We start from the raw sequence: 23,298 nt of genomic DNA on the forward strand, positions 1-23,298 counted from the left end.
GATCTGTGGCTAGACTAACAGCGTGGTGCGTGGCATAAATGACAATATGACCTCATTTTCTGCCAAGTCACATTTTCAGCCCAAACAAGTGGTGTTCGTTGTCTATCCAGACATTGTGCTTCTCGATCTTTCGGGGCCGTTGCAGGTGTTTAGCCATGCGATGGATCAAGCGGCGCGCGACAATGGGTATAGCTGTGCGGTGACGTCCCATCACGGTGGCATGGTGGACACAAATACAGTCGTGCCGATTGCGACTGAACCGATGTCGACCTATGCAGATCGTCCCATTCACACGCTGGTCATCGTTGGGGGGGACGGGGCCTATACGATGATGAAAGACGCCGCTTTTCTGGAAGATTTCAATGCCCTTGCGGGGCGTGCGCAGCGGGTGTGTTCGGTGTGTTCGGGCGCGCTGATCCTTGCGGCAGCGGGCATTTTGAACGGACGGCGCGCCGTGACCCATTGGGAAGATTGCAAAGCCTTGGCTGACGGGTTTCCAGATGTGCGTGTTGAAATGGACCCTATCTACATCAAGGACGATCACGTTTGGACATCAGCGGGCATCACGGCGGGGATGGATATGGCCTTGGCCATTGTCGCCGAAGATCTGGGCCGCACCGCTGCATTAAAGATGGCGCGGTCTATGGTGACGCCCATGGCACGGTCTGGCGGCCAGTCGCAGTTCAGTCCGGTGCTTGTGCGGCAGGTGACAGATGCAGCGGGACGTTTTGAGGACTTGCATCAATGGATTGCGGATAATCTGGCCCTGCCGCTGCATGTTGATGCCTTGGCAGAGCAGATGAACATGACCCCGCGCACCTTCGCGCGTGCCTATTCCAGCCAGATGGGGATCACGCCGGCCAAAGCTGTCGAAGCGATCCGGACGGATGCGGCGCGTGATTATCTGGAAACCACAGATTTCGGGATTAAGCAGATTGCCGCGCTGTGTGGGTTCAACGACGAAGAACGCATGCGCCGCGCGTTCATCCGTCTGTTGAATGTGCCCCCGACAGATTACCGGCAGGGGTTCAAGACACCAGACGCCGACTGACGGATTGCAACAGGGCCGGTTCGGCGGGTGTGTGCGTCAGACTTTTACCTGCGCGGGGGCGGACGCGCTGACTGTCAGCGTGTTGCCCCACGAATCCTGCGCGGTGTCCCCGTCCAGCAGCACGTCGCCGCCATCAACCCGCAGAACGCTTGAGGATGCGGTGAGCGTGACGGTTGAATCGCCGACCGTATCGTTCGTGTTGGTTTTAGTTCCGAGGTAGTCAAACGTGCATTCAGCCTCAAAGATGACCTTTGGGCCGTGGTTGGTCATCTGGGTGTAGCTGCTTTCTGATACTGTTCTTGGTGTCCACGCACCCGCCGACCCATCGGGCCCCGCGGGTCCGCCCGCGGTGGCCGATGTATCGCCAACAACAGCAAGTGCCTTAAGTGCCATTTTACTTTCCTCGCCCTGTCAGGCTTGCGCCGAGTTTTGTGACCATCTGGGCCTCACCCTGTAGGCGCGCGGCGGAAGACGCCGCATTTTGAAGGCCCGCATTCTCAAAAATACCGGCGATTTCTTTCGCTGGAGACGCGGTGAAATCACCCACGGTCTTGATGCCTTTTTCCATCAGAGTGTTGCGCACGTTTGCCGGAATGCCTTTGTAGTTTTCGATGCTGACCTCTGCGACGTTTTTGGCACCAGAGGAGATACCGATACTGGACACCAGCGTTTCCATGGCGACGCCTTCGCGTTGGCTGGATGTCACGGCGCGGTCTGCAAGGGCTTCGATAAGGTCGTTCGGGCGCTTTAGCTTCATGCCGGACGGAAGGCTACGCAGACGCGTTTCAAGCATTGCGCCCCCATCCAGACGATCCGACCCGAATTTTTCGACCAGTTGCCCGACGCTGACTTCGTTGTCGTTGAACAATTCGTTGGTGGCCTTGGGGTTGTCGCCGAACCATTGCGCGACATCGCCAACGGCCTTGGTGGCGGGGTTGACCCACGATTGTTCGACCTGATCCTCCCTTTGGATACCTTCGCCTGCGGGCGTGAGGACCATGCCTGCCGAGGTCGACCAGACTTCGTGCATGGTGCCGTTGAATTCGTCGATGTCGAGCCTGCGGGCAGGCAAACCTGCCACAGTCCCAATCGTCGGGTTATTGCTTGATCGCATCACCATGCTGGCGTCGTAGACGGGCTGACCCATTCCGGCCAATGTCGCCTCATAGAAGCCACCAAAGGTTGGGGTGCTGTCGGGCTGCCAAGGCTGCATCACAGGCTGGCCGCCAATATCAATGCCGCCGATACCACCAATACCACCGATCCCGCCGGGGTAGGGGTTAACGATACCGGGGTAGGTGGTGACCGGATAGGGGCCGACGACCGGATTGGTGATCGGGGAAGGTGTCACGATCGGATTGGGCAGCGCGATGGGCGGGTTAATCGGCGTCGGGTAATACGGCCACGGCTGCTGCGGGCTTCCGTGATTGCTGTGGATTTCAGTATTGATCCGGTTGATTTCTGTTCTGAGCTCCCCCAGCCGCGCGGCAAGTTCTGCGCGCATGTCACCACAACATCCCGATACTTTTTCAAGGGCCGTGCCGAGGCTGTCGAGGTCGTCTTCAATGCGGTGAAAACGGGTGTTGAACCCTTCTTCGATGGTGGTTTCTTCGGCCTGCACGACGCTTTCGCCATCAATCCAGTCCGTATGGGTGAAACTGCGTTCAAAGCTGACAGTGCACCCCGGTTGGGTGGCGTCGAAGGTTTCCGAGTAGTTGAAAACATGGCGTGTGGTGCCAAGGTTTTCGCCCAGTATCCCCCAGATCATGGTGTTGATCTGCGTTTCATTGAGTTCGGCACTAACCATTTGATCATAGGCGGTGGCGAACGTGATGTTTTCGGTCAGATAAAGTTCATTTGAAGGCATGATACTGGTTCCTTTTTATGTGCGTGGTAACAGGGCGGGTGTGTCGCCTGTCCCGTGGAAACGTGATCGTTTGAAAGGTCGGTAGGATCGCGACAATCGCGGGGACAGGGCCTGTTGGGTGCGCCCGTCCAGCGCGACGTTGTGGCGGCGGATGTCCCATGTGTTTATTTCGACACCAACCGGGAACATGCGAGACAGCATGTTCATCAGGATTTCATATTGCGGATAGGTCAGCTTTGCGTCGCGGGGCAACGTGATGCGCCATTCAAAGGGGTCTGTTTTGCCGATGCGTGAATAGGCAAGGCAGGTGACGGCATAGACGCCTTCTTTTGGGGCCTTGAGAACCGCGCGTGTCCCTTGGCCGGCCAGTCGCAATCGGCCCGACCCGTTGGGGGCGGATACGGCCTGGACGTTCCAGAAAAAGTCAGAGGAGCGGCGCGGGCCGAGGTTCGTGCCGACTTGTGGCAGACCAATCGATGACACGACCAGTGCCAGTTTGCCTTTTATCGAAACAAAGGCCATAGACGACGCCCCGTTGGAGCCAAGCGTGTCGGCAATTGAGCCAAGAAAATCAATGGCATCATCAGACTGGTCATCAAGGGCATCGGTGACGCCATCTTCAAAGACCAAAATGCGAAACACATGGCGCGGGTAGGATGACAGGGCCTTGCCAAAATGCGTGAAGTCCGTCGGCCCCTTGAGCCCCACCTCTTTGAGCAGGCCTTCCAGATCAATCGTCGGAGGTTCAATGTCATTGAACGCCGCTGATGTTTGCGCCTGCGTTTGCATCGATCCTGTTTCAAGGTTGTTGGGCCAGTTTCGGGTATTTGCGGCCAGCGCGTTCTTGAGAGCCAGATCAGGCGCCGATCCGCTGTTGTTGTTCAGTCGCGCATGCAGGCCTTTGCCTAAACGGCTGTCTTCAAACGTCATCGTGTTTGGGCCGGAAATGTTCAGCGGCCCGAAAGAAGCATGCGACACCAGAATTTCACCAGCCCGAAGCGACTGGAATGTTCTGAAACCGCAGGCATTGAACAGCCATGCTCCATCGTTTGAGCGATTGTCGCTGACCTTGAGGGATGCAATCACACCGGCGAGTTCGGGGTCATTTTTTGGCAGTCTGACACTGCGCAATTTCGTGCGAAACGCTCGCAGTTGGGCGGCTGTCGGCGCCTTGATACGCGCAGCAAGGCCGAGTTCGAACCGGCTGTCGGATCCATCGTCTTGTGCTTGCAGGATTTGCCATTTCGCAGTCGTGATATTGAGGCGGTCCGCCAACCGAACGAGGCGGTCAAACGCCACGGCAAGCCACGGTGCCATTGATCGTTCAATCCCTGACTTGAACCGCAAACCACCCCGCAAACGGGTGCGCATGGCTTGTTCCCGTGTGCGTTGTACTTTGGGCAGATGGCGTGTTGCGGGGACGTTTGCGGCTGCATCGATCAGAACGGTATCGCGTAGATACGCGAGGTAATTCAGCCGTGCCCGCCGTGCCGCGGTCGCGGTTTCGCCGACGGCCACGATTTTGAAGCCGATCATAAAGGGGTTGTCAGTTTCAAGAACGTCGAATGCTGATTTGAAACCGGTTTGGCGCAGCACCGAATTGGCGTTGTTCAACCGATCCAGCACCGCGTTGCGCGTGGGCATCGAAAACGGGCGATAAATGCCCAGCCGCCGCCGATACGCAGCGTCGGTTTCCGTTTCCTGACGGACGAGCATTTCACCGTTCTTGACTTCGATTTTGTCGTCCAGCCGTGGCACGGCGAGTTCACGCCCGATGCGATCAAGCCCGTTGCCAGCCGCCCCCATTAACGTCCGACGCGCCGCCATTTCACGCCCGAGGCGGCGGACGCGCAGTGTTTCGACTTGGGTGAACGCCATCAGTTTTGCGAAACGGCCATTGGTGACCCGCACTTTGATATGGTTTTTGATCTGTCCCAAGGGAATGACCTGCGCGCCCTTGCGCACGACAATCTGAAACTGGAAAGGGGTCAGCGTTTTGTCACCCGGGCCGGTGGTGGGCGACATGTAGGGCAAAAATCCGTCCCGTTCGGAATAGGGCGCAAATTTCAACCCATCGAGCCGTTGGCTGCGCCCGGGTGCGGTCTGCGTCACCTCGACTCGCAGGGTGACATCGCCCAAATCGTCCCTTGGGCAGATCCACAACAGCGGCGCGTAGCTGCCCGCGGGCAATACCACGGTTCCGCGCGCATTCACGATCAGTTCTTCTTGACGCAAAGTGGACGAAAGCGGGCCTGCGATTGTGTCCGCGTGTTGGCCCATAAAATCGCCAGACCAGCGGTCTATGTCGAATGTACCATCCATAGCAAAGCCTCCTTATACGATGACCAGATCATTGGGATCGTCCGCGAAAATCGCGATCTGATCCTTGCCCGTGCGCAGGCTTTCGCCGCAGGCCAGCCGTTGAACCGCACCTGATTGTTGCGCTTGATCGAAATCGATTTCTCCTGCGGACACGGGATAACGCGTGAGGCGCAAATCGCGCACATCGGCCAAACCCGGTTCGTTCATCAACAGCCAGCTGATCTTGGCGGGGCTTACGGCCTCACCGAAGGGCAGGGCGTCGATGTAGGATTGCACCCGTTCGATCAACCGCGCCTTAAGGGCGCGTGCGGGCGCTGATCCGTTGACAGTGGCGCGGCTGCCAGATGGCAGTGGCACACCGTCGACCACCAGTTCACATTCGATCCCGACACCGATTTGTGCAGCCTCGCGGATTTCGGGGAAAATCCCGATCGGGCGCAAATCTTCGACGGCTTCGGCAATCTGTGCGGCTAAACCGTCTGGCCCTTGCCAAATTGCTGACGCTGTCGGGGCGACCAGAATGGTGAACATATAAGGCGATGCAATGTCGCGTTCGGTTCCGAACACCCGTTCGCCGAAGTTGAAATTGCCGAAGATCGATTTTTCGATGTCCAGCCCGCCGAATTCATCAATCGTCTTTGTTTTGCGAACGCCAGGGACAAGCGACACGGCGATTTCGATGGCTTCGCGCGACCAGACGGACCGCGGTGCGCGCAACAACAGCTGGCGGTATCTATCATCGCTCCAGCGCAGATCACCGCCACGCAAATCAACGCTGTGCGAAATCTCCACGACCTCTTCCAATGTTTTGTCTTCGCGGATGGTCATGACGGATTCAACCGCGCCCAATGCGTCGTCCAAGGCATTCCATGTGGTGATGATCTGGTTTGAGTCAGCGATGGACAGGTTGTGTTCCGGTCCGGGGAAAAATGCCATGACGGTCACGGTTTGGGAGGGCTGGTTGGCTGACAAGCTGACCGATTTTGTGGTCGCGACGTGATGGCCGCCCTTGGTCAACATGCGCGCACCGACCGGAATTGTCAGGCTATCGCGCCCGCCTGGTAGCGCCCCGACAAGAGTGAGCGTCACGTCACCGCTGGCAGATAGAAACGGGCGGGGCAGGCCGAGTTCTTCGCCAAGGCGATCCAACCCCTGTCCGCGTGCGGTTGGCACGGTCTGATCATCGTTGATGCCCGACAAGGTTTGATAGGTGCGGGCATGTTCCGCCGACGTCAGTTCACAAATGCGGCGGATGACGGACCCGGCCGCAAGATCAACGTCAGAGCCGAACAACCGCTGCGCCAGCGCGAGCTGTTCTGCCACGATCCGCCCATAAGGTTTGGGCACAAATCCCCCCGGTTGCAGCCCGTAAACATCAGACCCGGTATCGAGCAATTGGGCGGCATCAATGGCCGCAATTTCGGCCAGATCCTGTTGAATTGAATTGGTCATCCAAATGTCTCCTTTAAAAATCAGTTACAGCAGCGCGTCGGTTGGCAAGGGGCCAACAGTCAGGCTGACGGGTTCGCCGGGGGCGATATGAAATTGGGCTTCCACGGTGAGCGTGCCGTAGGTGTCGATGCTTTTGGGGGGCGTTTCGGTGCCATAGAAGGCGGCGATTTCGGGGCCGATCAGCACCCGTTCAACGTGCTTGACCCGTGGGTCGGCTGTCAGAACGGCCAGCACCGCAAAGCGCAGCAATTCGCGCCGCATCACCGGATCGCGTTCTTGCGCGATAACAGTATGCCCGCCAAATCCGTGATCCATGTTCAGCGGGTCGGACCCAAGCGCCGTGACGATGGCCGTGCGGATCTGAAGTTCAAGATTGTCCTGACCTTGGGCGAGTTCCAGATCAAGCGTACCGTTTGGACCTGTGCCCAGTTTGATGTCACCGTATTGGTGCGCATCCGGAAAGATCGGTTGAAGCGTCGGCGCCCACTTAAGGAGCTTGCGTTCTTGCGCTGGGGTTAACGTGCGTGTGTTGTCATTCATTTGATACATCCACCTTGCCAGAGCCACGCGCGACCAATGCGATATTGTCTGCTGTAAATTTCAGGTCGGTGTTGGCTTCGATTTCGATCCGTCCGTCAGCAAACATCCTGATGGCAGACCCTGTATTTGCTTGTTCGATGATGATGCCGCCGTCATCTGCCATGTCGGGGCGTGCATCTGCACCGGGCATGCTGTCGGCGGTGAAGGCTTTGATCGAAAAGCCGTTCACTGTGATCCCGCGGCCCCCGTTTGCCGTGATCAGATCATGGGACGCCTGTGCGTCGCTGGGGGGGATCGCGTCCGTGCCTTCGGCGGCGGTCGGCGGGTCACCCTCATAGGCGGGCAGGATCAGCCACCAGTCACCCGTTTGCGCAGGGGTTGGTATGGGGGACCCTTCGCGGGTCTGCCACAGCGCGCCGATGTCGACCGGATCAGACCGGCTGTTGCCGTTGTTGACTGTCATCACGCGCATGCCCGGATAGCGGGGCAAAACATGCCCGAACGGCCCCCATGCAAAACTGGTAGCGTAGGGCACGTTGACCTGAGTTGTGCCGTTTTCGCGGCGGATTTCGTCAAGGCGCGCTTGGCCCGGGCCGCCTTCGTCAACAATGCCCCGCAACACCGTTGAGGTTTGCCCCGCTTCACGCACGCGGCCGCCTTCGGCGGTTGTTTCGGTGTGATGGGCCCGGATTTCTGCGATGTCGGACACGGGGCGTTGTGACATTTCAAGGCGGATTCGCGCGTTGATGGCACGGCTGATGGCCGCCGCGCCGCCCTGCGCCTGCGCGGATTCTTCGTTGATGGCGGGTTCATGGGGGTCGTCGATCTGGAACACGTCCCATGCGGTGTCGCTGAAATTGGTCGCGGCCACGGTCACGCCGTTGACTGTCGTGATCCAGCCCGTCGTGCGCGACATGGTGTGGGTGACGCTTGCGACGTAGAGGTGTTGTTGCGCGTCCTCGCCCCCGCCCAAACCTGCCGGAAGGGACGGCAATCCAAACCCGCCGAACGTTTCGGCCAGTTGGGACGGGCGCGTGAAACACACAACATCACCGGGTTGAATATCCATCCGGCCCACGCATTTCAGCGCCCAGCTGTCGCGATCATCCGGTGCGTCCCCGATGGCGGTTTGCCCTGATCCAAGCGCATTGACGGTTCCGGTTTCGACGGGTTCGATCAGGCCTGTGTCTGGGGTCAGTGCTTTTACGTCTGCGTCGCCGTACGGGATCGGGCGGCCCGGCCCCGCGTGTAGTTTGCCGTCGCGTATCAGATAAATCGGGCGACCGCGCCGATGGGGTGGACGGCGGTGGATTTCTTCGCGGGCTTTGGTCAGCACCTCTATCATTTTGGATTTTGGCGCGATGGAAACATCTTCCCCCTCGGCGTCAGGTACATGGGGATGAATTTCAAAGTCTGTGTTGATCTGCCAATTTATGCTTTCAAGGGCGGCCTGGATACGATCAAGGGGCGTGGCACCCGTGACGGCATCCTGATCTTGTGGTGTCACGCTCGCGGCGAGCCCGTCATAGACCGCGCGACGACCTGTGATTTCGGTCATCACCTCAAGCCCTTCGGTCTTGCGTTTCAGCTTGGTGATCCGGAAAATTTCGATGACTTTGTCTTTGTCGAAACTGCCGCCGAACAGATCCAGCGCGCCGCGCCAATACATGGATACTGCCACGTAAATGGGTTTGGGATCATCCGCCGTTGCACCCAGCCGTTCCTTGGCCAGCAGTCCGAAATCGTTGTCTGTCAAACGGGCCAGCGAAATTTGCAGGCGCCCCGGTGTCAGTCCACCTTCGAGGGACAGGGAGGTTTCGGCAAAATGCGTGCTTTGATCGATGGTCAGCAATTCAGATCCGGGCGACAGGTCCGGTTTGTTGTTCGGGCCTGCTTTGTAAAACTGCAACGCCCAGCAGGGGACGCGGCTAAGATGTTCGGTGGGCTTAAAAACGGTCATGTGCCAGCCTCCAGTTCAGGCCACCGGCCTGTGCGCGCACGTCTGCATCATCTGATGCGAGCTCTGCCTCTACGGGACAATCTCGATCGATCCGTCGGCGTCGGTGCGGGCGTAAAACAGACGGTCCGCAAGGTCCGGGCGCAGCACGCGGGAATCAAATGTTGTGCTGCCTGCGCGGATGTCGCGCCATGCCAGTTCGATCCAGCTTGATGTGCTTGCCCCGCCCACCAGTGCGCCGGCCTGTATCGATAGGCCTATTACCTCGATCCACGTGCCCGCGCTGTTTGGCCGGCGCGGAGTGCTTGGGATCAAAACGGCCTGCCCGATGATGGCGGGGCATTGGCCGACGAATTTTCCATCATTGACGAACACCAGCCGCGGGCATGCACGTTGGCGCGATTGGGCCAGCGCGGTTCGGGTTTGGTTTGCTTTGCGGGCGGTCAAGTCTGCGAAGTTGCGCGGCGTTGAAAGGTTGGCCTGATCATCCGCCGCCATTTGCGCGGCCCCGTGGGACACCTGCGTTTCGGATGGCAGGTTCATAAGGCTGCGAAACTGACCCGTCGCGACGGTCAACATAACACGAAGGCCCTGCGGTGCGATATTGATGCGGTGGGGCAGACCGCGTGTGATGTCGGATCGCAGCAGTGTCACGCCATCACGTGGCGGGCGGCGGCCCTCGGGTGTTAGGCGGGCGGTGATCGGGGAATTCAGGTTCATTTTGCGTCCCTCCCTATGTCATATCTATGGCGATAGCGGCGCCAACACCGACGGCTTCAAGCCCCAGTGTCAGCAGCTGGTTTCGCGGCAAATGGGCAAGCGTCATAGACACATCGATCGCGTCGCGTTTCTGGGCGGTGGCAGAGAACGACAGGTTCTTGATGTAGATGTCAGAGCGCAGGGTCATCGACGTCCAAAGCTGCATCCCGCCCGTCAAACCACCCGTCATCGACTGCCACGGGTTCACGCCAAGGGTCACCTGCGCGAGAAGTTCCAGCGCGCTTTTCCACACGAACCGTTCAGTGCCGGGCAGGACGGCGGAAATGGATATCGTGTCGTCATGGGTGTCCATCAACACGCGATCCCCGCCCGACCCGAGGGGCGGCAAATGGAAGCTTTCGGTGATCGAGATAGTTGAGACCGAAAACAGCGGCACGACGACGGGGAACAAGCCGATCACCGCAGAGGGTACGCCGATATTCATGTCGCGGGCTGGCGCAAGTAGGCCGCGTTCAAAACTTTTGCGCGTCATGGTGTTTGCTCCTGTTGGTGTTGATCAATCCAGAACCCAATCACGTCGGCCATGCGGCCAAGGATTTTATAATTGGATGGTTCGTTCAGGGTGGGGATGGCCAGCAGACGGTCTGCGGGCAGATTGACGAAATCGCCGCGTGTCACGGCCAGCGTGCCGAGATCGGGATCATGTCCGACCACCGCGAGGCTGTTGTTTTCGGCCATCGTGATTTTGTCGATGCCATAGATGGTGCGACCGGATGCAGGCCAATGCAGCCCGTTTGCCAAGCCTAGAATATCGGCTGTGGCGAAGGTGATGGTGATCCCGCGTTCGGGCCATGCTTTGAAAATATCCTGTGGATCGGCGGGGGGGCGTGCGATCACCGTGTTGGGCAATCCGGTTGCAAACCGTTGGCGCAACCGATCCAGCGCGCGTTCTGACAGGGTTTTACCGCGCGCGATGTCTTCGTCGCGCGACAGGCGCAGCAAAACCGCCGCCAAATCATCGCCGACGGGCACAATCGCGTCGGGGTGCAGATTTGATCGATCCACCCAGCCAATGGCGTCGGCACCGAGCCCAAGGACGTCATCAGGATCGCAAAAATAGAAACCGTCACCCCCATCGTCCGCGAAATAGATCATGTCGCGCAAAAGATCGAAACCGGTGCGGTTGGCGTTGACATCACAATAGATGTCAGGCGGGAACAGCTCAAACCCAGGTCGGTAGAATGCGCCGTCGTGGGCATAAAGGCGGGCCAAGTCTGTCGGCAATCGGGCCGCCATATTCATGTCGCGGATGTCGGCCTCTGTTGCGGGCTGGCACATTGGGCGCGGTGCGACGAGCTCCATGATTTCTTGCAGGTCAGGGCGGGTATCATCGGTCATTGCTACAGCCCTCCTCTTGGGGTCCAGGTGCCCAGTAAATGCAGGGCTCCCTGAGCTCTTAATTGGGGCAACACGGTTGCCTCGAAATAGGTGTCGAATGCAGCGAGGTATTCGACGGCCTTATGATGTGGCACTTGTCCCAGCCGGAAGTCCTCGATCGCTCTTGTGCGGATGTCGGAATAGGTCATGCCGGTGCTGGGTGCAGGGGTGCCTGTGCCTGCAACAGGTGGTGTAACTGCTGCGGCTGCGGGTGGCGTTACACCGGATGCAGGAGGCGTGGCGGCGGCAACGGGCGGTGTGGCACCGGCGGCGGGTGGTGGCGTGCCAGCTGCTGCCGCACGGCGACGGGCACCACGCGTGTGCTGGGCATTTGTGATCATGCCATGCGGCGATCCGGATCGTGAATTGCGCAACCACATCGTTGGAACAGAATTGCGATTGTACCCATAGCTGCTGAACAGGGATGCCATCAGGCTATCTTGCATCCCGTGGTGGGCCTGCATTACGGCGCTTGTGCGTGGCTTGCGGCCAAACGGTGTGTGCAGAATGTCGAATTCGCTAAACTCGCTGAGCAACGTGCCCGCACGGTTGCGCGTGGTGATACGGTAGCGCCCGTCGATCAGGCGCAAGGTGGCGGTTGATCCGTCCGTGAACGAGCGTACATAACTGCCGTCAGCTTGACGAACAAAATGGTAACGAATGCCGGTCAGGCGGCGACGAAAGCCTCCGTCGTATTGCGTTTGTGCACGTACGTCTTCGGCGTGGGTGCGTGGGGTTTGGGACGATGTGGATGATCTTGGTGCGTTGTCAATTTCATCCAGAAGGTGGCGGGGTAGCCCGACGTCACCTAATGTGTAAGGCGATGCATACAGCGGCAATTGCAGCTGTGTCATTTGCTCATCAAGCTGGCGATAAGCCTGTGCAAGTTCACCCAACTGCACATCAAGATCGCGCGGGGCAGCGACGCGGCGCTCTGTGCCCCTAATGGTGGTGTCGTAATTCAAAACCGTTGCATAAAGTTCATCAAGTCGGGACCGAATTGCGATAATATCGTCAATCATCGCTGAGCGCCCTGCGATCAAGTTGTCGCCGTGTCGCAAGGCCGCCCAACCCACCATGTCTTCCGCGATCCGACGTGCACGGCGGTGGGGGATACCAAGCTCATCCGTCATCCGGCGCACGACTGCGCGAAATTCTTGATTGCCGCGCACGGTCGCTGAAATATCAAGTGACCCGCGAAAGCCCTGTCTGACGAAATTGATGATCATTCGCCGTCCTCCAACCCGGAATGGGTGCTGTCATCGAAGTGCAAGGTGTCGTCGTATTCTTCGAGGCGGCGGATCAATGCGGGTTCTTCGGGGCCGGAAATATCTTCGGGCGCTGGGCCTGTGGGGACGGGGGGTGGTGGCGGCATGCCGGAAGATCGCGAAATTGCGGCGTTTACTTCCGCGAAAACCGGACCAATCAGGTGGGGCAGGGCGAGGGCCATTGCGCGGTCCGTCAGCACGGCTGTCACCACGGATTGCGCGAGGCCACGTTTCAATTGACGCCCCACAGAAACCAGCAATTCGCGCCGTGCGCGCCGTGCAATGATCCGCCCGCCTTGACGCACACCGCTGCGCAAAACTGTTTTACCCGCAAACGATCCCCCGCGCAGTAGGGGGCCTGCCTCTGGGATGACGGACAGCACGATTTCGAATTCTGCAAGAAACAGATCAAATTCGACTTCGGCTTTGTTGAGGATCCCGTCCGGGTCCAGCAGCGCGTTGTAAAGCGTGCTCATCTGTGAGGCGTGGTAGTAATGTGCGCCCGCGTAAACCGCACCAAGAACTGCCGCAGCAGGGGGGCAAATGACAGCCAGCGCCAGCACAGACACTGTTTCGCCAAACAGGATGAGCCCCTGAAGACCCAGTTCGAAATCCATCAACTGGTCGATGCCCATGCCGTAGATTTTGTCACCAAGAAACGCATCGCCGATGGCTTCGTGTGCCAGCAGGTGGATGCCTTGCAGCGCGACGGCGGTGCCCGGCACGGTCCGGTTTGGCAGGTCTTCGCGGATTTTGCCGGCGCGAAAGGCGAAATTGACGCTGCTTTGGGTAGTGCGTTGCATGTCCGCGTTGTCGGACTGCATTTCTGTCAGCAGGGAGCGCAGGTAGTGATATGCGCTTTCGGGGCGCTGGCGGAATGTTTCGACCACCTCGGGAATGTCGCGGAAATGATTAACCAACGGGTCCGCAGAGGTCGCAGTGCGGGTGCGAAATGCAATTGCTTCGTCAAGTTCTGCCAGAGTCCAATCGCGCCCCGAGTCGTCGCGGATTTTTACGGTGTTGCCTTCGCGCACAATTTGCCCGTCGACCTGTGTTTCGGTCAGGAAATTCCGGTTCAGGTAGTGGTCGGACATGCTGAGGGACAGGGCTTCGCGTGCGCTGCTCCATGTGCTGTAGACGGCGGATACACCTGCTGAAAAGCTCGAGACGCTTGGGTCTTCTTCGGCGAGGCGATCGCGCAGCGCCTGTAATTCCGTCTGGGTCGACACAAAGCTAAGAAGCATCGTGCGCACCGTGGCGTAGTAGTCGTCAAAGCGGTTCAAACGGGTTTCGATGGCGACTTGGGATGCGCGCAGGGCTTCCAGCATTTTGATCTGGCAGGCCCGCAGGAACATCTGTGATCCGCTGGCGGTGATGATCGGGGTATAGGTTTTGTAGAACGCCAGACCCCACGCCGGATATTGCCCCGCGTGGCGCCCTTCGATCAGGGCTGTGACGTCGGGCAGCCCGATAATGTCATGCAAGATGCGTTCGAACTGGGTCATCAAAGGTGTCGTTGCGGCCAGAAACCGCAGAACGCGGATGGACGGGCTGTCGGTTGCGCCCATGTCAACATCGCCGAGGTTTCCGGCCCCTGGTGCCGTGTTTCGCACATTGGTGGCAGCGGGCGTGCGGGCCGCGTATTGGCCAACCGCGCTTGCGCGTCCGCCCAGAACCTGACCTGCCGCGATGATGAAAGACGCGGGGTATTCGCCCGTCGGCATTTCAAGGCGAAACGCGATCTGACCCATCAAAATGCGCAGGCGATCCCCCAAGGCGCCCAGATCATCAAAGCTTGGCTCACCTTCGAAGGGGGCCAGATCAAGCGTGATGGTTTCGCCGCCAATCGTCATCGGAAAACGGGAGGACTGGCCCGCGCCGTGTTGCGTGCCCGGTTCAGCCATATCAGACCCGCCACCGCCGCCCGTTTCATCACCGTCGCCACCGGATCGGCCTGCGCCTGCGTTTTCGCCGCCTGCCTCACTTGGATGGGCGGGTGGTTCACCGCCATCACCGTCTTCTGCGTCGCTTTTTTCGATCACGCGCCAGATCGGCAAAAGGCGGAGGGATTGGCCTGAAAATGCATCATTGGGGATAATACAAAATGACCCGTCGAGTTCGGCTGCCTGTTGGGGCCCTGATCTGCCTGTTCCGTTGTAGGCTTGGTTGGCGTCTTCTTCGGCAAGCCTGCGAAGAAGAGCGCGGTGTTCGGCAACGTCTTGGGTTTCCCCGGAAACCGGGTTTTGGGTGACGTTCCTGATGCCGCAAAAGCGGACGTATTGACGGTCTGCAAGGTCGTCGCGCGACGTGAACCGCCACAGCTTTTCCAGATCCATCCACGGACGTTTCCCAAGGGTGCCGCCTCTGCGTGACCCGTCATCGGAATTTACGATATTCATCCGGTCGCCGGGCGAAAATTGGCGTGTGATGTCAAAATAGACCGCATCGTCGGTGACGCGGTTTATCGAAATGATAGCGATCTGGTACTTGCCATCTGCGCGGTAGAGTAGACCAAACACTTGCCCGGCGCGGGGGCGGGGCGTGACGTGATGGGCCAGATGGGCCTGCATCAATTGGATGAACTGGCTGCGTGTGCCGCTGAAGTACCAAATCGCGGTCCTGTGCGTCGTGTGCCATTGCGTGTTCTCGTTGAAATATTCCAACGAAATCGGGGCGCTGGGCGATGGAAGATCGGTGTCATAGGAATGCACGCGGTACTTGCCGTCACCGTCCAGCCGCCTGGCATCAAATGGTTCAGACGGGGCGTTTGGCACGGCTTCGGGGGCGTCATCTAGTGCTTTGGTGTGGGTCGCTGGCGCCGCTGTTACCGCCGCCTGAAGCGCCAGCATAATGTCGTTTTCGACATCCGCGCGCCAATCATCTGCTGGCATCGCGTCGGCGCCCGCACCAAGGGACCATGTGATATCGGGTGCGGCGTAGCTGGGCCATGCATACCCGCCGCGCGGGGCGATGACTTCGCGATCAAGTTCGGCCAATGCACGCCCAACCCCGCTGGCCACAGCCCCGCGCAATTGCCCGCTCAACGCCGACCCTGACAACGCTGGGTCGATCGCGATTTTGAGGGGAATTTGGACGTTAACGGGCATTTAGACCTCGGGTTGGAGTTAGGATTTCAGACGTGCGTGACGGTTCAGCGGGATGCTGTTGTGGCCGTTTGGCGGTTGGGCTGCCCCCGTTCAGGGATCGATGGCAGCCGCAGCCTGTAACAAGATGTCTTCGGTTGTGTCCGCCGGGGCGGAGGTTTCCCGCGCGGACACATCGCGAATTTCAATCTGGACGGGGAAGTACACCTGCACCGCCCCCTTGGCGTCACCGATGGCGGCAACGGCTTGTGCGGCAGATCCGGCGGCGGGGTACACGATTTCATTTTCGTGCACCAACGCCAGCCCCGTGCGCGTGATCCGCTTGGGGCCATTGCGCCCGCCGCCCCCGACAATCGAGGCCAGCGTTCGCCCGCCGGGTGTTCCGGAACCAGACATATCCGCCCCGACCTACAGCGCGCCGGCGACGGCGCTGTCGGCCGCAGACGACACTTTGCCGCCAAGCGCAAAGCCCGAGAACGTCGCCGTCGGCGCGCCGGAGATTGCGGCTGACGACGGGTTGGCGTTGGTGATGATACAGTCCGACAGAAGAACTTCTGTCAGGGACCATTCGACATCACCTTCGTCGACTTCTTCCATGACGATATTGAAAGGCGTGCCTTTGGCCGCCAACATCGTCAGTTCTGCGGTGGCAGTGCCGACGGCCTTGACCGTAATTGAAAAATTCAATTGTTCGGGCAAATAGACGACGCCGATGTTGATGGCTTCGACGGAATGCATCGGTTCGGCATTCATCGCGAATGTCGGCTGGAAACTTTCAATCGGTGTAATTGTTTTTTCACCATCGCCAGTGTCGTATTTAATAGAAAGATGTGAATTCCATGTGGGCATATCAATTGTCCTTTCGAATGTTCAAATTAGAATTTTGGCTGCAACGCAATTTTCAAACGGTGAATTGCAGGGCCAATGACAATGGTCACCGTCATATCCACCAGCCGTTCTGAACGGGCCGTGAAAATGACCTGCGTTTCCGTCGCACTACGCGCCGCTTCTGGTTTGAGGAGCGCGTTGTACGCCGGGATATTGAATGAATACCCCGTGATTGCGCCGGTCGATTTGACCACGCCCAAAATGCCTTCTGCTTTGCGGATGACTGCGGCAAGGCCCGTGCGTGTGATGCGTGCGTCGCCAATCAAGCCGATCAATCCGGCGCGCAGGCGGAACTCAACATCATCCAAAAGCCGGACAAGATCGATGTATTTCTGGGATGCGTCCGTTGTGTAAAGCGTGCCTTCGGCAAAGTGCAGGCTTTCCCCCGCAACCAGTGCCGGATCGATGATCGGGATGATGCCGTCATCGGACAGCGCAGTGATTTCGCCGGGTTTGAATTGCGTGGATAGTGGCATGGTCAGGCCAAATATTTTCTTGAGCACCATTGAGGATGCGGGGGCTTGTCCTGCAATGGCAGATGCCGCCGCCGCTGCCACATCCGCACTGTCGCCGTCGCCATTTACAGCACCGCGTGCAGCCACCATGACCATGCGCGGCGTTGTCGCCTTCAGGGACGTGGCCAGTGCGACAGTGTCTGCGCCGTAGGATGCCGACACAGCAATTTCGGGATCAATCGCTGCGACGCCGATGCGTTTGTTGCCGGCAGCAGATTGGTTTTCAACGTGGGCCTTCAGGGCGGCCACGGCTGTCTTGCCGCCTGAACCGGATTTGACGGGTTTGTCGGCCACCGCGACGAATGTTACATCATCAACGGCCTCAAGTGCGGTCAATCCTGCGGCGATTGCAGACGCTTTGACCGCATAGATTTTGGAAGGTCTGGGGTTTTGCAGAAATGCAATTTCCAGTGCGCTGTAAAGTGCGGATTTGGCTACAATATTGGGGCCGGACATTTCATTGAACAGCGGGGCTGCGTCATCTAAGCTATTGACAACAATGGGATCGTTGTTTGATGCGGATCCTTTGTTGTTCGTGCCACCCACGATCGCCAAGACGCCGGGTGCGCGTTGGACCTCGGGTTGAAGCCCCTTTGTATCAATGGAAACTTCGACAAATGGGAATGCGATTGCCATGTTGTAACCTCCTTTATCGTTGCAATTCAGTTTTATAAAAATCCGCCGAAATTGACGGGGTCGTTACGTTGTCGGGGCGAGGGCTATGCCTGATGTGGCAAGCCAAGCGCTGGCATTTTGAATACGTGCGTTGGCGTCAGCGCCGGGCCAGTCGGCGTCGTCAAACCATGTTTTTTCGACCACCCAGACCACGACGGGCCGCCCACGAGGCAGATGATCGCCGCCTGCTTTTGGGGTGATGCCGTCAAGGCGCAGCCGCGCGGTGACGTTCTGGGATGCTTGAACAAGATCGACCAATCTGAACCCTGGTGTGGACACATCCCGCACCATGATCGCGGCGGACACCGGGAATTCTGTTTGGGACGCGGACGTCGTTCCGGGGACCGGCGTGAAGGACAGCACCCATTGGCTCAGCGCGGCCATGACCGATTGTGTTTCAAGCAGGGTCGCCACGTCTGTGACGCCGTTGTCAGCCAACCAGTCTTTTATCAATTGGTCGGTGATACCGTTTGCGTCGTTGGCATTTGCGGCAAGGCGGGCCAGCAGTGCAACCCGCCGCGCAGCTTCGAGTTCTGCGGGGACGGTTGGTGCAGGATTTGGAATGTCAGCGTCAAGGGCAGCCAATGTCAGGGGTACCGATTTTTCGACACCGATGGTCGCCTGCGGGAAAGCCGCTGATGTTGTGATGACACCGTTCCAGACGAGCTGCACGCTGCTGTCCAGCGCCATCGCGCCTGATCCTGACGACCCGCCGTATTGGACGGAATACCCGTCGCGGGAAATGTCGGTGCTTAATGATCCTGAAAAAGGAGCAAGGTCCAGTTTGTCAAATCGTGGCGTTGCCGCACCGATCAAATCCGTCATTGCAATGCCGTAGCTCGACGCGGCAATTGCCTTGAGCGCCTCTTGAGAGAATACGCCAGAAGCAGTTACAGGGCTCGTCAAAGCGAGGAATGTCTTGTCTACATAATTCATGACCCAATCCAATCCGCGAAAATGCGGGAAATAGAACGGAAAAAATAAAATCGAAAAATTGGTCGTTTTGCCTAAATGCAACTATGACGTTAGCACGGGCTGTTTTTGGGGATAGTATGGAATCCCTCACTTCTTATTTTCCCGTTATGCGGGTATCAGAATCGCCATATGGGACCGTTGCGCATGATCGTTCGGATCGCGCTGGCCCAAGCATTCGCCAGCCATTTCCACGACTTGCGCGCACCTGATGATCCGCCGCGTTACAGCAGGGTGGTCGTGTGGTGAAAGTTTGAAAAAAAGGGCGATTTGATCTGCCCGCATATCGATAGGCGCCAAACGGGCGCCTTACGATATGTAAATCGCCAGTGTTCCTAGTCGGGCAATCTGTCGCCGGTTTGCGGATCAAAGAAATGCAGGTTCCCGGGATCAACACCAAAACGGATCACATCGCCAGTCGTTGCGTGGTGAACCCCCGCAATGCTGAGGGTAAAGGCGTCTTGCGTCCCTGAAATACGGCCATGCAGCAGCGTGTTTGCGCCCAGCGGTTCGCCCATCTGGACGGTGATAGACAGGGGCCCGTTTTCATCCGGGATGATGTGTTCGGGGCGAATGCCAACCGTGACAGGGCCGTTTTCGTTTAAATTGGACGGCACGATTGCATCGCCAATTTTCAGCGTGCCACCATCGACCATTCCATCAAGAACATTCATCGACGGGCTGCCGATAAACTGCGCGGCAAACAATGTCTGCGGCTTTTCGTAGACTTCCAGTGGCGTGCCGATCTGTTCGGCGCGGCCTGCGTTCATGACGATCATCCGGTCCGCCATGGTCATCGCCTCAACCTGATCGTGGGTCACATACAGCGACGTAATCCCGAGGCGGTTTTGCAGATCACGGATTTCGAGGCGCATTTGCACACGCAGTTTCGCGTCGAGGTTTGACAGGGGTTCATCAAACAGGAACACCGCAGGTTCGCGCACGATCGCGCGGCCCATGGCAACCCGCTGGCGTTGACCGCCCGACAGATCACGCGGACGGCGATCAAGGTAATCGGTCAGCTGCAACAGCTTGGCCGCGGCGTCGACTTTCGTGTCGATTTCGGCCTTGGACATCTTTGCGATTTTCAGGCCGTAACCCATATTGTCACGCACGGACATATGTGGATAAAGCGCGTAGTTCTGGAACACCATCGCGATGTCGCGGTCCATCGGTTCCAGCTCATTCACGCGGTTGCCGCCGATCTGGATCTCTCCCTCGGATACGGATTCAAGGCCTGCGACCATCCGCAACAATGTGGATTTGCCACAGCCTGATGGCCCGACAATGACAATGAATTCACCGTCCTTGATGGCGGTGCTGACACCATGAATGACTTCGGTTTTGCCAAAGCGTTTCTTGACGGCGGTGAGGTCTACAGTAGCCATTGGGCGCCCTTACTTTTCACTGTCCACAAGTCCGCGAACAAAGAGTTTTTGCATTGAAATCACGACAATCACGGGTGGGATCATCGCAAGAATTGAAGTCGCCATAATGACAGGCCAATTCGCCACATCGTCACCGGACGGGAACATCTGTTTGATGCCCATAACGATGGTGTTCATTTCAGGGTCGGTGGTGATCAGCAGCGGCCAGAGGTACTGGTTCCAGCCGTAGATGAACAAAATGACGAAAAGGGCGGCGATGTTGGTGCGCGACATCGGGAACAGGATGTCCCAGAAGAACCGCATGGGCGATGCCCCGTCCACGCGCGCTGCCTCGGCCAGCTCATCCGGCACTGTCATAAAGAATTGGCGAAACAGGAACGTCGCCGTGGCTGACGCGATCAGGGGCAGGATCAACCCGCCATAGCTGTTGAGCATCCCGAAGCCTGCGATGACTTCGTAGGTTGGGACGATGCGCACTTCGACGGGCAGCATCAGGGTCAGAAAGATCAGCCAGAAGAAGATCATCTTGCCCGGAAATTTGAAGTACACAATCGCGAAGGCGGACAGCAGCGAAATGATGATTTTACCAATCGCGATGCCCATTGCCATGATCAAACTGTTGAGAAGCATCGTCGCGACGGGGACATTTACGCCCGACAGCAGCGCCTCTCGGTAGTTGTTGAAAAACTGATCGCCGGGCCAAAGCGGCATGGGCGGTTGCACGATTTCGGGTTGCGTCACCGTAGAGGCCACAAAGGCCAGCCAGATCGGGAAGAACACGATCAGCACGCCGCAAATCATCATCACATGGCTGAGCCACAGACCAGCGCCACGTTTTTCGACCATACCGGGAGGGGGATCGCTGCGATGGGTCAATAGTGTACCCTCCGTTCCACAAATTTGAACTGGAACACCGTAAGCGCCCCGACAACGACCAATAGGATCACGGATTGCGCCGCAGATGATCCGAGGTCCTGGCCCACGAACCCGTCAGAAAAGACCTTGTAGACAAGGATGGTGGTCGATTGTTGTGGTCCGCCGCTGGTGATGGTGTGGATGACACCAAAGGTTTCAAAGAACGCATAGACGATGTTCACGACCAATAAGAAGAATGTCGTGGGCGACAGCAGTGGCAGCACGATTGTCCAGAACCTGCGCCAGAACCGCGCGCCGTCGATCGCGGCGGCTTCGATCACTGATTTCGGGATCGCCTGAAGGGCCGCAAAGAAGAACAGGAAGTTGTAGCTGATACGCCCCCATGCGGAGGCCACGACGACCAGCCCCATGGCTTCGCCGCCGTTCAGCACGTGGTTCCAGTCATAGCCCAGATGGCCAAGATACCATGACACCACGCCAACGCGGGTGTTGAACATGAACAGCCACAAAACGCCCGCAATGGCGGGGGCTACGGCGTAAGGCCAGATCAGCATGGTGCGATATACGCCTGCGCCTTTGATCAATCGGTCCGCGACAACGGCCAAGAACAGGGCAGGGATCATTGAACACAGAGTGACAAGGGTCGAAAAGATCGCCGTCGTCAGAAAGGATGTGCGATAATACGGGTCCGACAGTAGGTATTCGAAATTGCCAAGGCCGACATATTGCATCGACAGCCCGAATGGATCTGGGATGAACAGTGACTGCCAGATGGCCTGTCCTGCCGGATAGAAAAAGAAGATCGCAGAAATAATAACCTGCGGCGCGATCAGCAACAGCGGCAAAAGCCAGCCCTTGAATGTGACCCGTTTTTCCATTGTGCCCCGCCCCTTAGGTGCGACGGGCGACCACGATTGGCCGCCCGTGCTGATCGATTAACGGTTTGCTTGCTCAAAGCGACGCAGCAGGCCGTTGCCGCGTTCAACAGCGCTATCAAGGGCCGTTTGCGCATCTTTGTCGCCGGACCAGACGGCCTCAAGCTCTTCGTCAATGATGCCGCGGATCTGGTCGAACGATCCAAGACGCAGACCTTTGGAATTCGCCGTCGGCTCGTTCGTGGTCATCTGGATCACGGCCACTTCGGTGCCGAGGTTTTCCTCATAAAAGCCAGCGGCGCGTGTCGCATCAGCGGCAGCGTTCGTGATTGGCAGATAGCCCGTGTCCTGGTGCCATTTGGCCTGAACGTCCGACGAAGACAGATAGGCAAGGAACTGTGCCGCGCCTTCATATTCTGCGGCCTCGTGGCCTTCCATCACCCACAAGGATGCACCACCGATGATGGTGTTCTGAGGGCTGTTGCCGACGCCGTCCCAGTACGGAAGCGGGCGCACGTCAAACGGGAATTCAGCCTCGGCCTTGATGCCAGCGTAACCCGCAGAGCTTTCGGTGAACAACGCACATTCGCCAGCACGGAAGTTCGCGCCACCTTCATTGCGCCGACCAGCATAGAAGAATTTGCCGTCTGCGGCCCATTCACCCATCGCGGAAATATGCGCAACCTGTGCCGGACCGTTGAACGCGAGTTCGGTATCGACGCCTGCAAAGCCGTTGTCTTGTGTGGCGAACGGCACATCGTGATACGCGCTGAAGTTTTCAAGGTGAATCCAGGACTGCCATGCGGTTGTCAGCGGGCATGTGCTGCCGCCTTCTTGCAGTGCCGTGAGGGCCTCACCGACGTTCTGCCATGTGGACAGGTCTGTGTCAGGGTCAACGCCAGCGGCCTCAAACGCGTCGCGGTTCACCCACAGAACGGGCGTGGATGCGTTGAAGGGCAGTGACAGCATTTCGCCATCTGTGCTTGTGTAATAGCCGTTGACCGCGCCGATGTAGGCGTCCGGGTCAAACTCAGCACCGGATGCTTCCATGACTTCGGTGACAGAACGCACGGCGCCCTCCGCGGACATCATTGTGGCTGTGCCGACTTCGAAGACCATCAGGATTTGTGGCTGTTCGCCCGCGCGGAATGCGGCGATGCCTGCGTTCAGCGTTTCGGAATAGTTGCCTTTGTGGGACGCAACGACGGTGAATTCATCTTGGCTTGCGTTGAATTCTTCAACTTGGGCCGCAACCAATTCGCCCAAACGGCCCGTGAAGGCGTGCCAGAACTGGACTTCTGTTTCTGCCATTGCCGCGAATGGCGACAACATCGTTGATGCGGCGATCAATGCGCCAGTTGTTAGATTTTTCATGTGTTCCTCCCAGGAAT

At 58.2% G+C, this 23,298-nt stretch carries 20 protein-coding genes; 1 reads left to right on the forward strand and 19 read right to left on the reverse strand.

Going from position 1 to position 23,298, the window contains the following annotated elements:
* Nucleotides 1-46: 46 nt before the first annotated feature.
* Nucleotides 47-1,051, forward strand: coding sequence for a GlxA family transcriptional regulator (locus L0664_RS15820; RefSeq protein WP_235226865.1), 1,005 nt, complete (start codon nucleotides 47-49; stop codon nucleotides 1,049-1,051).
* Between the two features lie 36 nt (nucleotides 1,052-1,087).
* On the opposite strand, the gene L0664_RS15825 is transcribed toward L0664_RS15820, so the two are convergent.
* The 19 genes from L0664_RS15825 to ugpB all read right to left on the reverse strand — a co-directional run bounded on the left by L0664_RS15825 (nucleotide 1,088) and on the right by ugpB (nucleotide 23,281).
* Nucleotides 1,088-1,444, reverse strand: a complete 357-nt coding sequence (locus L0664_RS15825) for a hypothetical protein (protein WP_235226866.1) — start codon at nucleotides 1,442-1,444, stop codon at nucleotides 1,088-1,090.
* A gap of 1 nt (nucleotide 1,445) precedes the next feature.
* On the reverse strand, nucleotides 1,446-2,918 hold the full coding sequence (locus tag L0664_RS15830; RefSeq protein ID WP_235226867.1) for a hypothetical protein: 1,473 nt from the start codon (nucleotides 2,916-2,918) through the stop codon (nucleotides 1,446-1,448).
* Nucleotides 2,919-2,933: 15 nt separating this feature from the next.
* The gene (locus L0664_RS15835) at nucleotides 2,934-5,240 is read right to left on the reverse strand and encodes a hypothetical protein (protein WP_235226868.1); all 2,307 of its coding nucleotides are present in this window, start codon (nucleotides 5,238-5,240) and stop codon (nucleotides 2,934-2,936) included.
* Between the two features lie 12 nt (nucleotides 5,241-5,252).
* On the reverse strand, nucleotides 5,253-6,692 hold the full coding sequence (locus tag L0664_RS15840) for a baseplate J/gp47 family protein (protein WP_235226869.1): 1,440 nt from the start codon (nucleotides 6,690-6,692) through the stop codon (nucleotides 5,253-5,255).
* Nucleotides 6,693-6,716: 24 nt separating this feature from the next.
* Nucleotides 6,717-7,232 carry a hypothetical protein gene (locus tag L0664_RS15845; protein WP_235226870.1) on the reverse strand — a complete coding sequence of 172 codons (516 nt, stop codon included), beginning with the start codon at nucleotides 7,230-7,232 and terminating at the stop codon, nucleotides 6,717-6,719.
* Nucleotides 7,225-9,192, reverse strand: coding sequence for a hypothetical protein (locus L0664_RS15850; RefSeq protein ID WP_235226871.1), 1,968 nt, complete (start codon nucleotides 9,190-9,192; stop codon nucleotides 7,225-7,227). The genes L0664_RS15845 and L0664_RS15850 overlap by 8 nt, the downstream gene beginning before the upstream one ends.
* A 69-nt stretch (nucleotides 9,193-9,261) precedes the next feature.
* On the reverse strand, nucleotides 9,262-9,909 hold the full coding sequence (locus tag L0664_RS15855; protein WP_235226872.1) for a hypothetical protein: 648 nt from the start codon (nucleotides 9,907-9,909) through the stop codon (nucleotides 9,262-9,264).
* Nucleotides 9,910-9,922: 13 nt separating this feature from the next.
* On the reverse strand, nucleotides 9,923-10,441 hold the full coding sequence (locus L0664_RS15860) for a hypothetical protein (RefSeq protein ID WP_235226873.1): 519 nt from the start codon (nucleotides 10,439-10,441) through the stop codon (nucleotides 9,923-9,925).
* Nucleotides 10,438-11,307, reverse strand: a complete 870-nt coding sequence (locus tag L0664_RS15865) for an SMI1/KNR4 family protein (protein WP_235226874.1) — start codon at nucleotides 11,305-11,307, stop codon at nucleotides 10,438-10,440. The genes L0664_RS15860 and L0664_RS15865 overlap by 4 nt, the downstream gene beginning before the upstream one ends.
* Nucleotides 11,308-11,309: 2 nt before the next feature.
* Complete coding sequence (locus tag L0664_RS15870; RefSeq protein ID WP_235226875.1) at nucleotides 11,310-12,575, reverse strand: hypothetical protein; 1,266 nt, start codon at nucleotides 12,573-12,575, stop codon at nucleotides 11,310-11,312.
* Complete coding sequence (locus tag L0664_RS15875; RefSeq protein WP_235226876.1) at nucleotides 12,572-15,721, reverse strand: hypothetical protein; 3,150 nt, start codon at nucleotides 15,719-15,721, stop codon at nucleotides 12,572-12,574. The genes L0664_RS15870 and L0664_RS15875 overlap by 4 nt, the downstream gene beginning before the upstream one ends.
* Before the next feature lie 90 nt (nucleotides 15,722-15,811).
* Complete coding sequence (locus L0664_RS15880) at nucleotides 15,812-16,114, reverse strand: hypothetical protein (RefSeq protein ID WP_235226877.1); 303 nt, start codon at nucleotides 16,112-16,114, stop codon at nucleotides 15,812-15,814.
* Nucleotides 16,115-16,126: 12 nt separating this feature from the next.
* Complete coding sequence (locus L0664_RS15885; RefSeq protein ID WP_235226878.1) at nucleotides 16,127-16,567, reverse strand: hypothetical protein; 441 nt, start codon at nucleotides 16,565-16,567, stop codon at nucleotides 16,127-16,129.
* A gap of 26 nt (nucleotides 16,568-16,593) precedes the next feature.
* Nucleotides 16,594-17,757 (reverse strand): hypothetical protein, encoded by a 1,164-nt coding sequence (locus tag L0664_RS15890; protein ID WP_235226879.1) that lies wholly within the window; start codon nucleotides 17,755-17,757, stop codon nucleotides 16,594-16,596.
* A gap of 63 nt (nucleotides 17,758-17,820) precedes the next feature.
* Complete coding sequence (locus tag L0664_RS15895; RefSeq protein WP_235226880.1) at nucleotides 17,821-18,732, reverse strand: hypothetical protein; 912 nt, start codon at nucleotides 18,730-18,732, stop codon at nucleotides 17,821-17,823.
* A gap of 371 nt (nucleotides 18,733-19,103) precedes the next feature.
* Complete coding sequence (locus L0664_RS15900) at nucleotides 19,104-20,156, reverse strand: sn-glycerol-3-phosphate import ATP-binding protein UgpC (protein WP_235226881.1); 1,053 nt, start codon at nucleotides 20,154-20,156, stop codon at nucleotides 19,104-19,106.
* A 9-nt stretch (nucleotides 20,157-20,165) separates the two neighbouring features.
* Nucleotides 20,166-21,002, reverse strand: coding sequence for a sn-glycerol-3-phosphate ABC transporter permease UgpE (ugpE, locus tag L0664_RS15905; protein ID WP_235226882.1), 837 nt, complete (start codon nucleotides 21,000-21,002; stop codon nucleotides 20,166-20,168).
* 26 nt (nucleotides 21,003-21,028) lie between these two features.
* The gene (ugpA, locus tag L0664_RS15910) at nucleotides 21,029-21,910 is read right to left on the reverse strand and encodes a sn-glycerol-3-phosphate ABC transporter permease UgpA (protein WP_235226883.1); all 882 of its coding nucleotides are present in this window, start codon (nucleotides 21,908-21,910) and stop codon (nucleotides 21,029-21,031) included.
* A 57-nt stretch (nucleotides 21,911-21,967) separates the two neighbouring features.
* A complete protein-coding gene (gene ugpB / locus L0664_RS15915) occupies nucleotides 21,968-23,281 on the reverse strand; it encodes a sn-glycerol-3-phosphate ABC transporter substrate-binding protein UgpB (RefSeq protein WP_235226884.1) in 1,314 nt (437 codons plus the stop codon).
* Nucleotides 23,282-23,298: the final 17 nt, after the last annotated feature.

This window comes from Octadecabacter dasysiphoniae (assembly GCF_021532615.1).
Classification (GTDB): Bacteria; Pseudomonadota; Alphaproteobacteria; order Rhodobacterales; family Rhodobacteraceae; genus Octadecabacter; species Octadecabacter dasysiphoniae.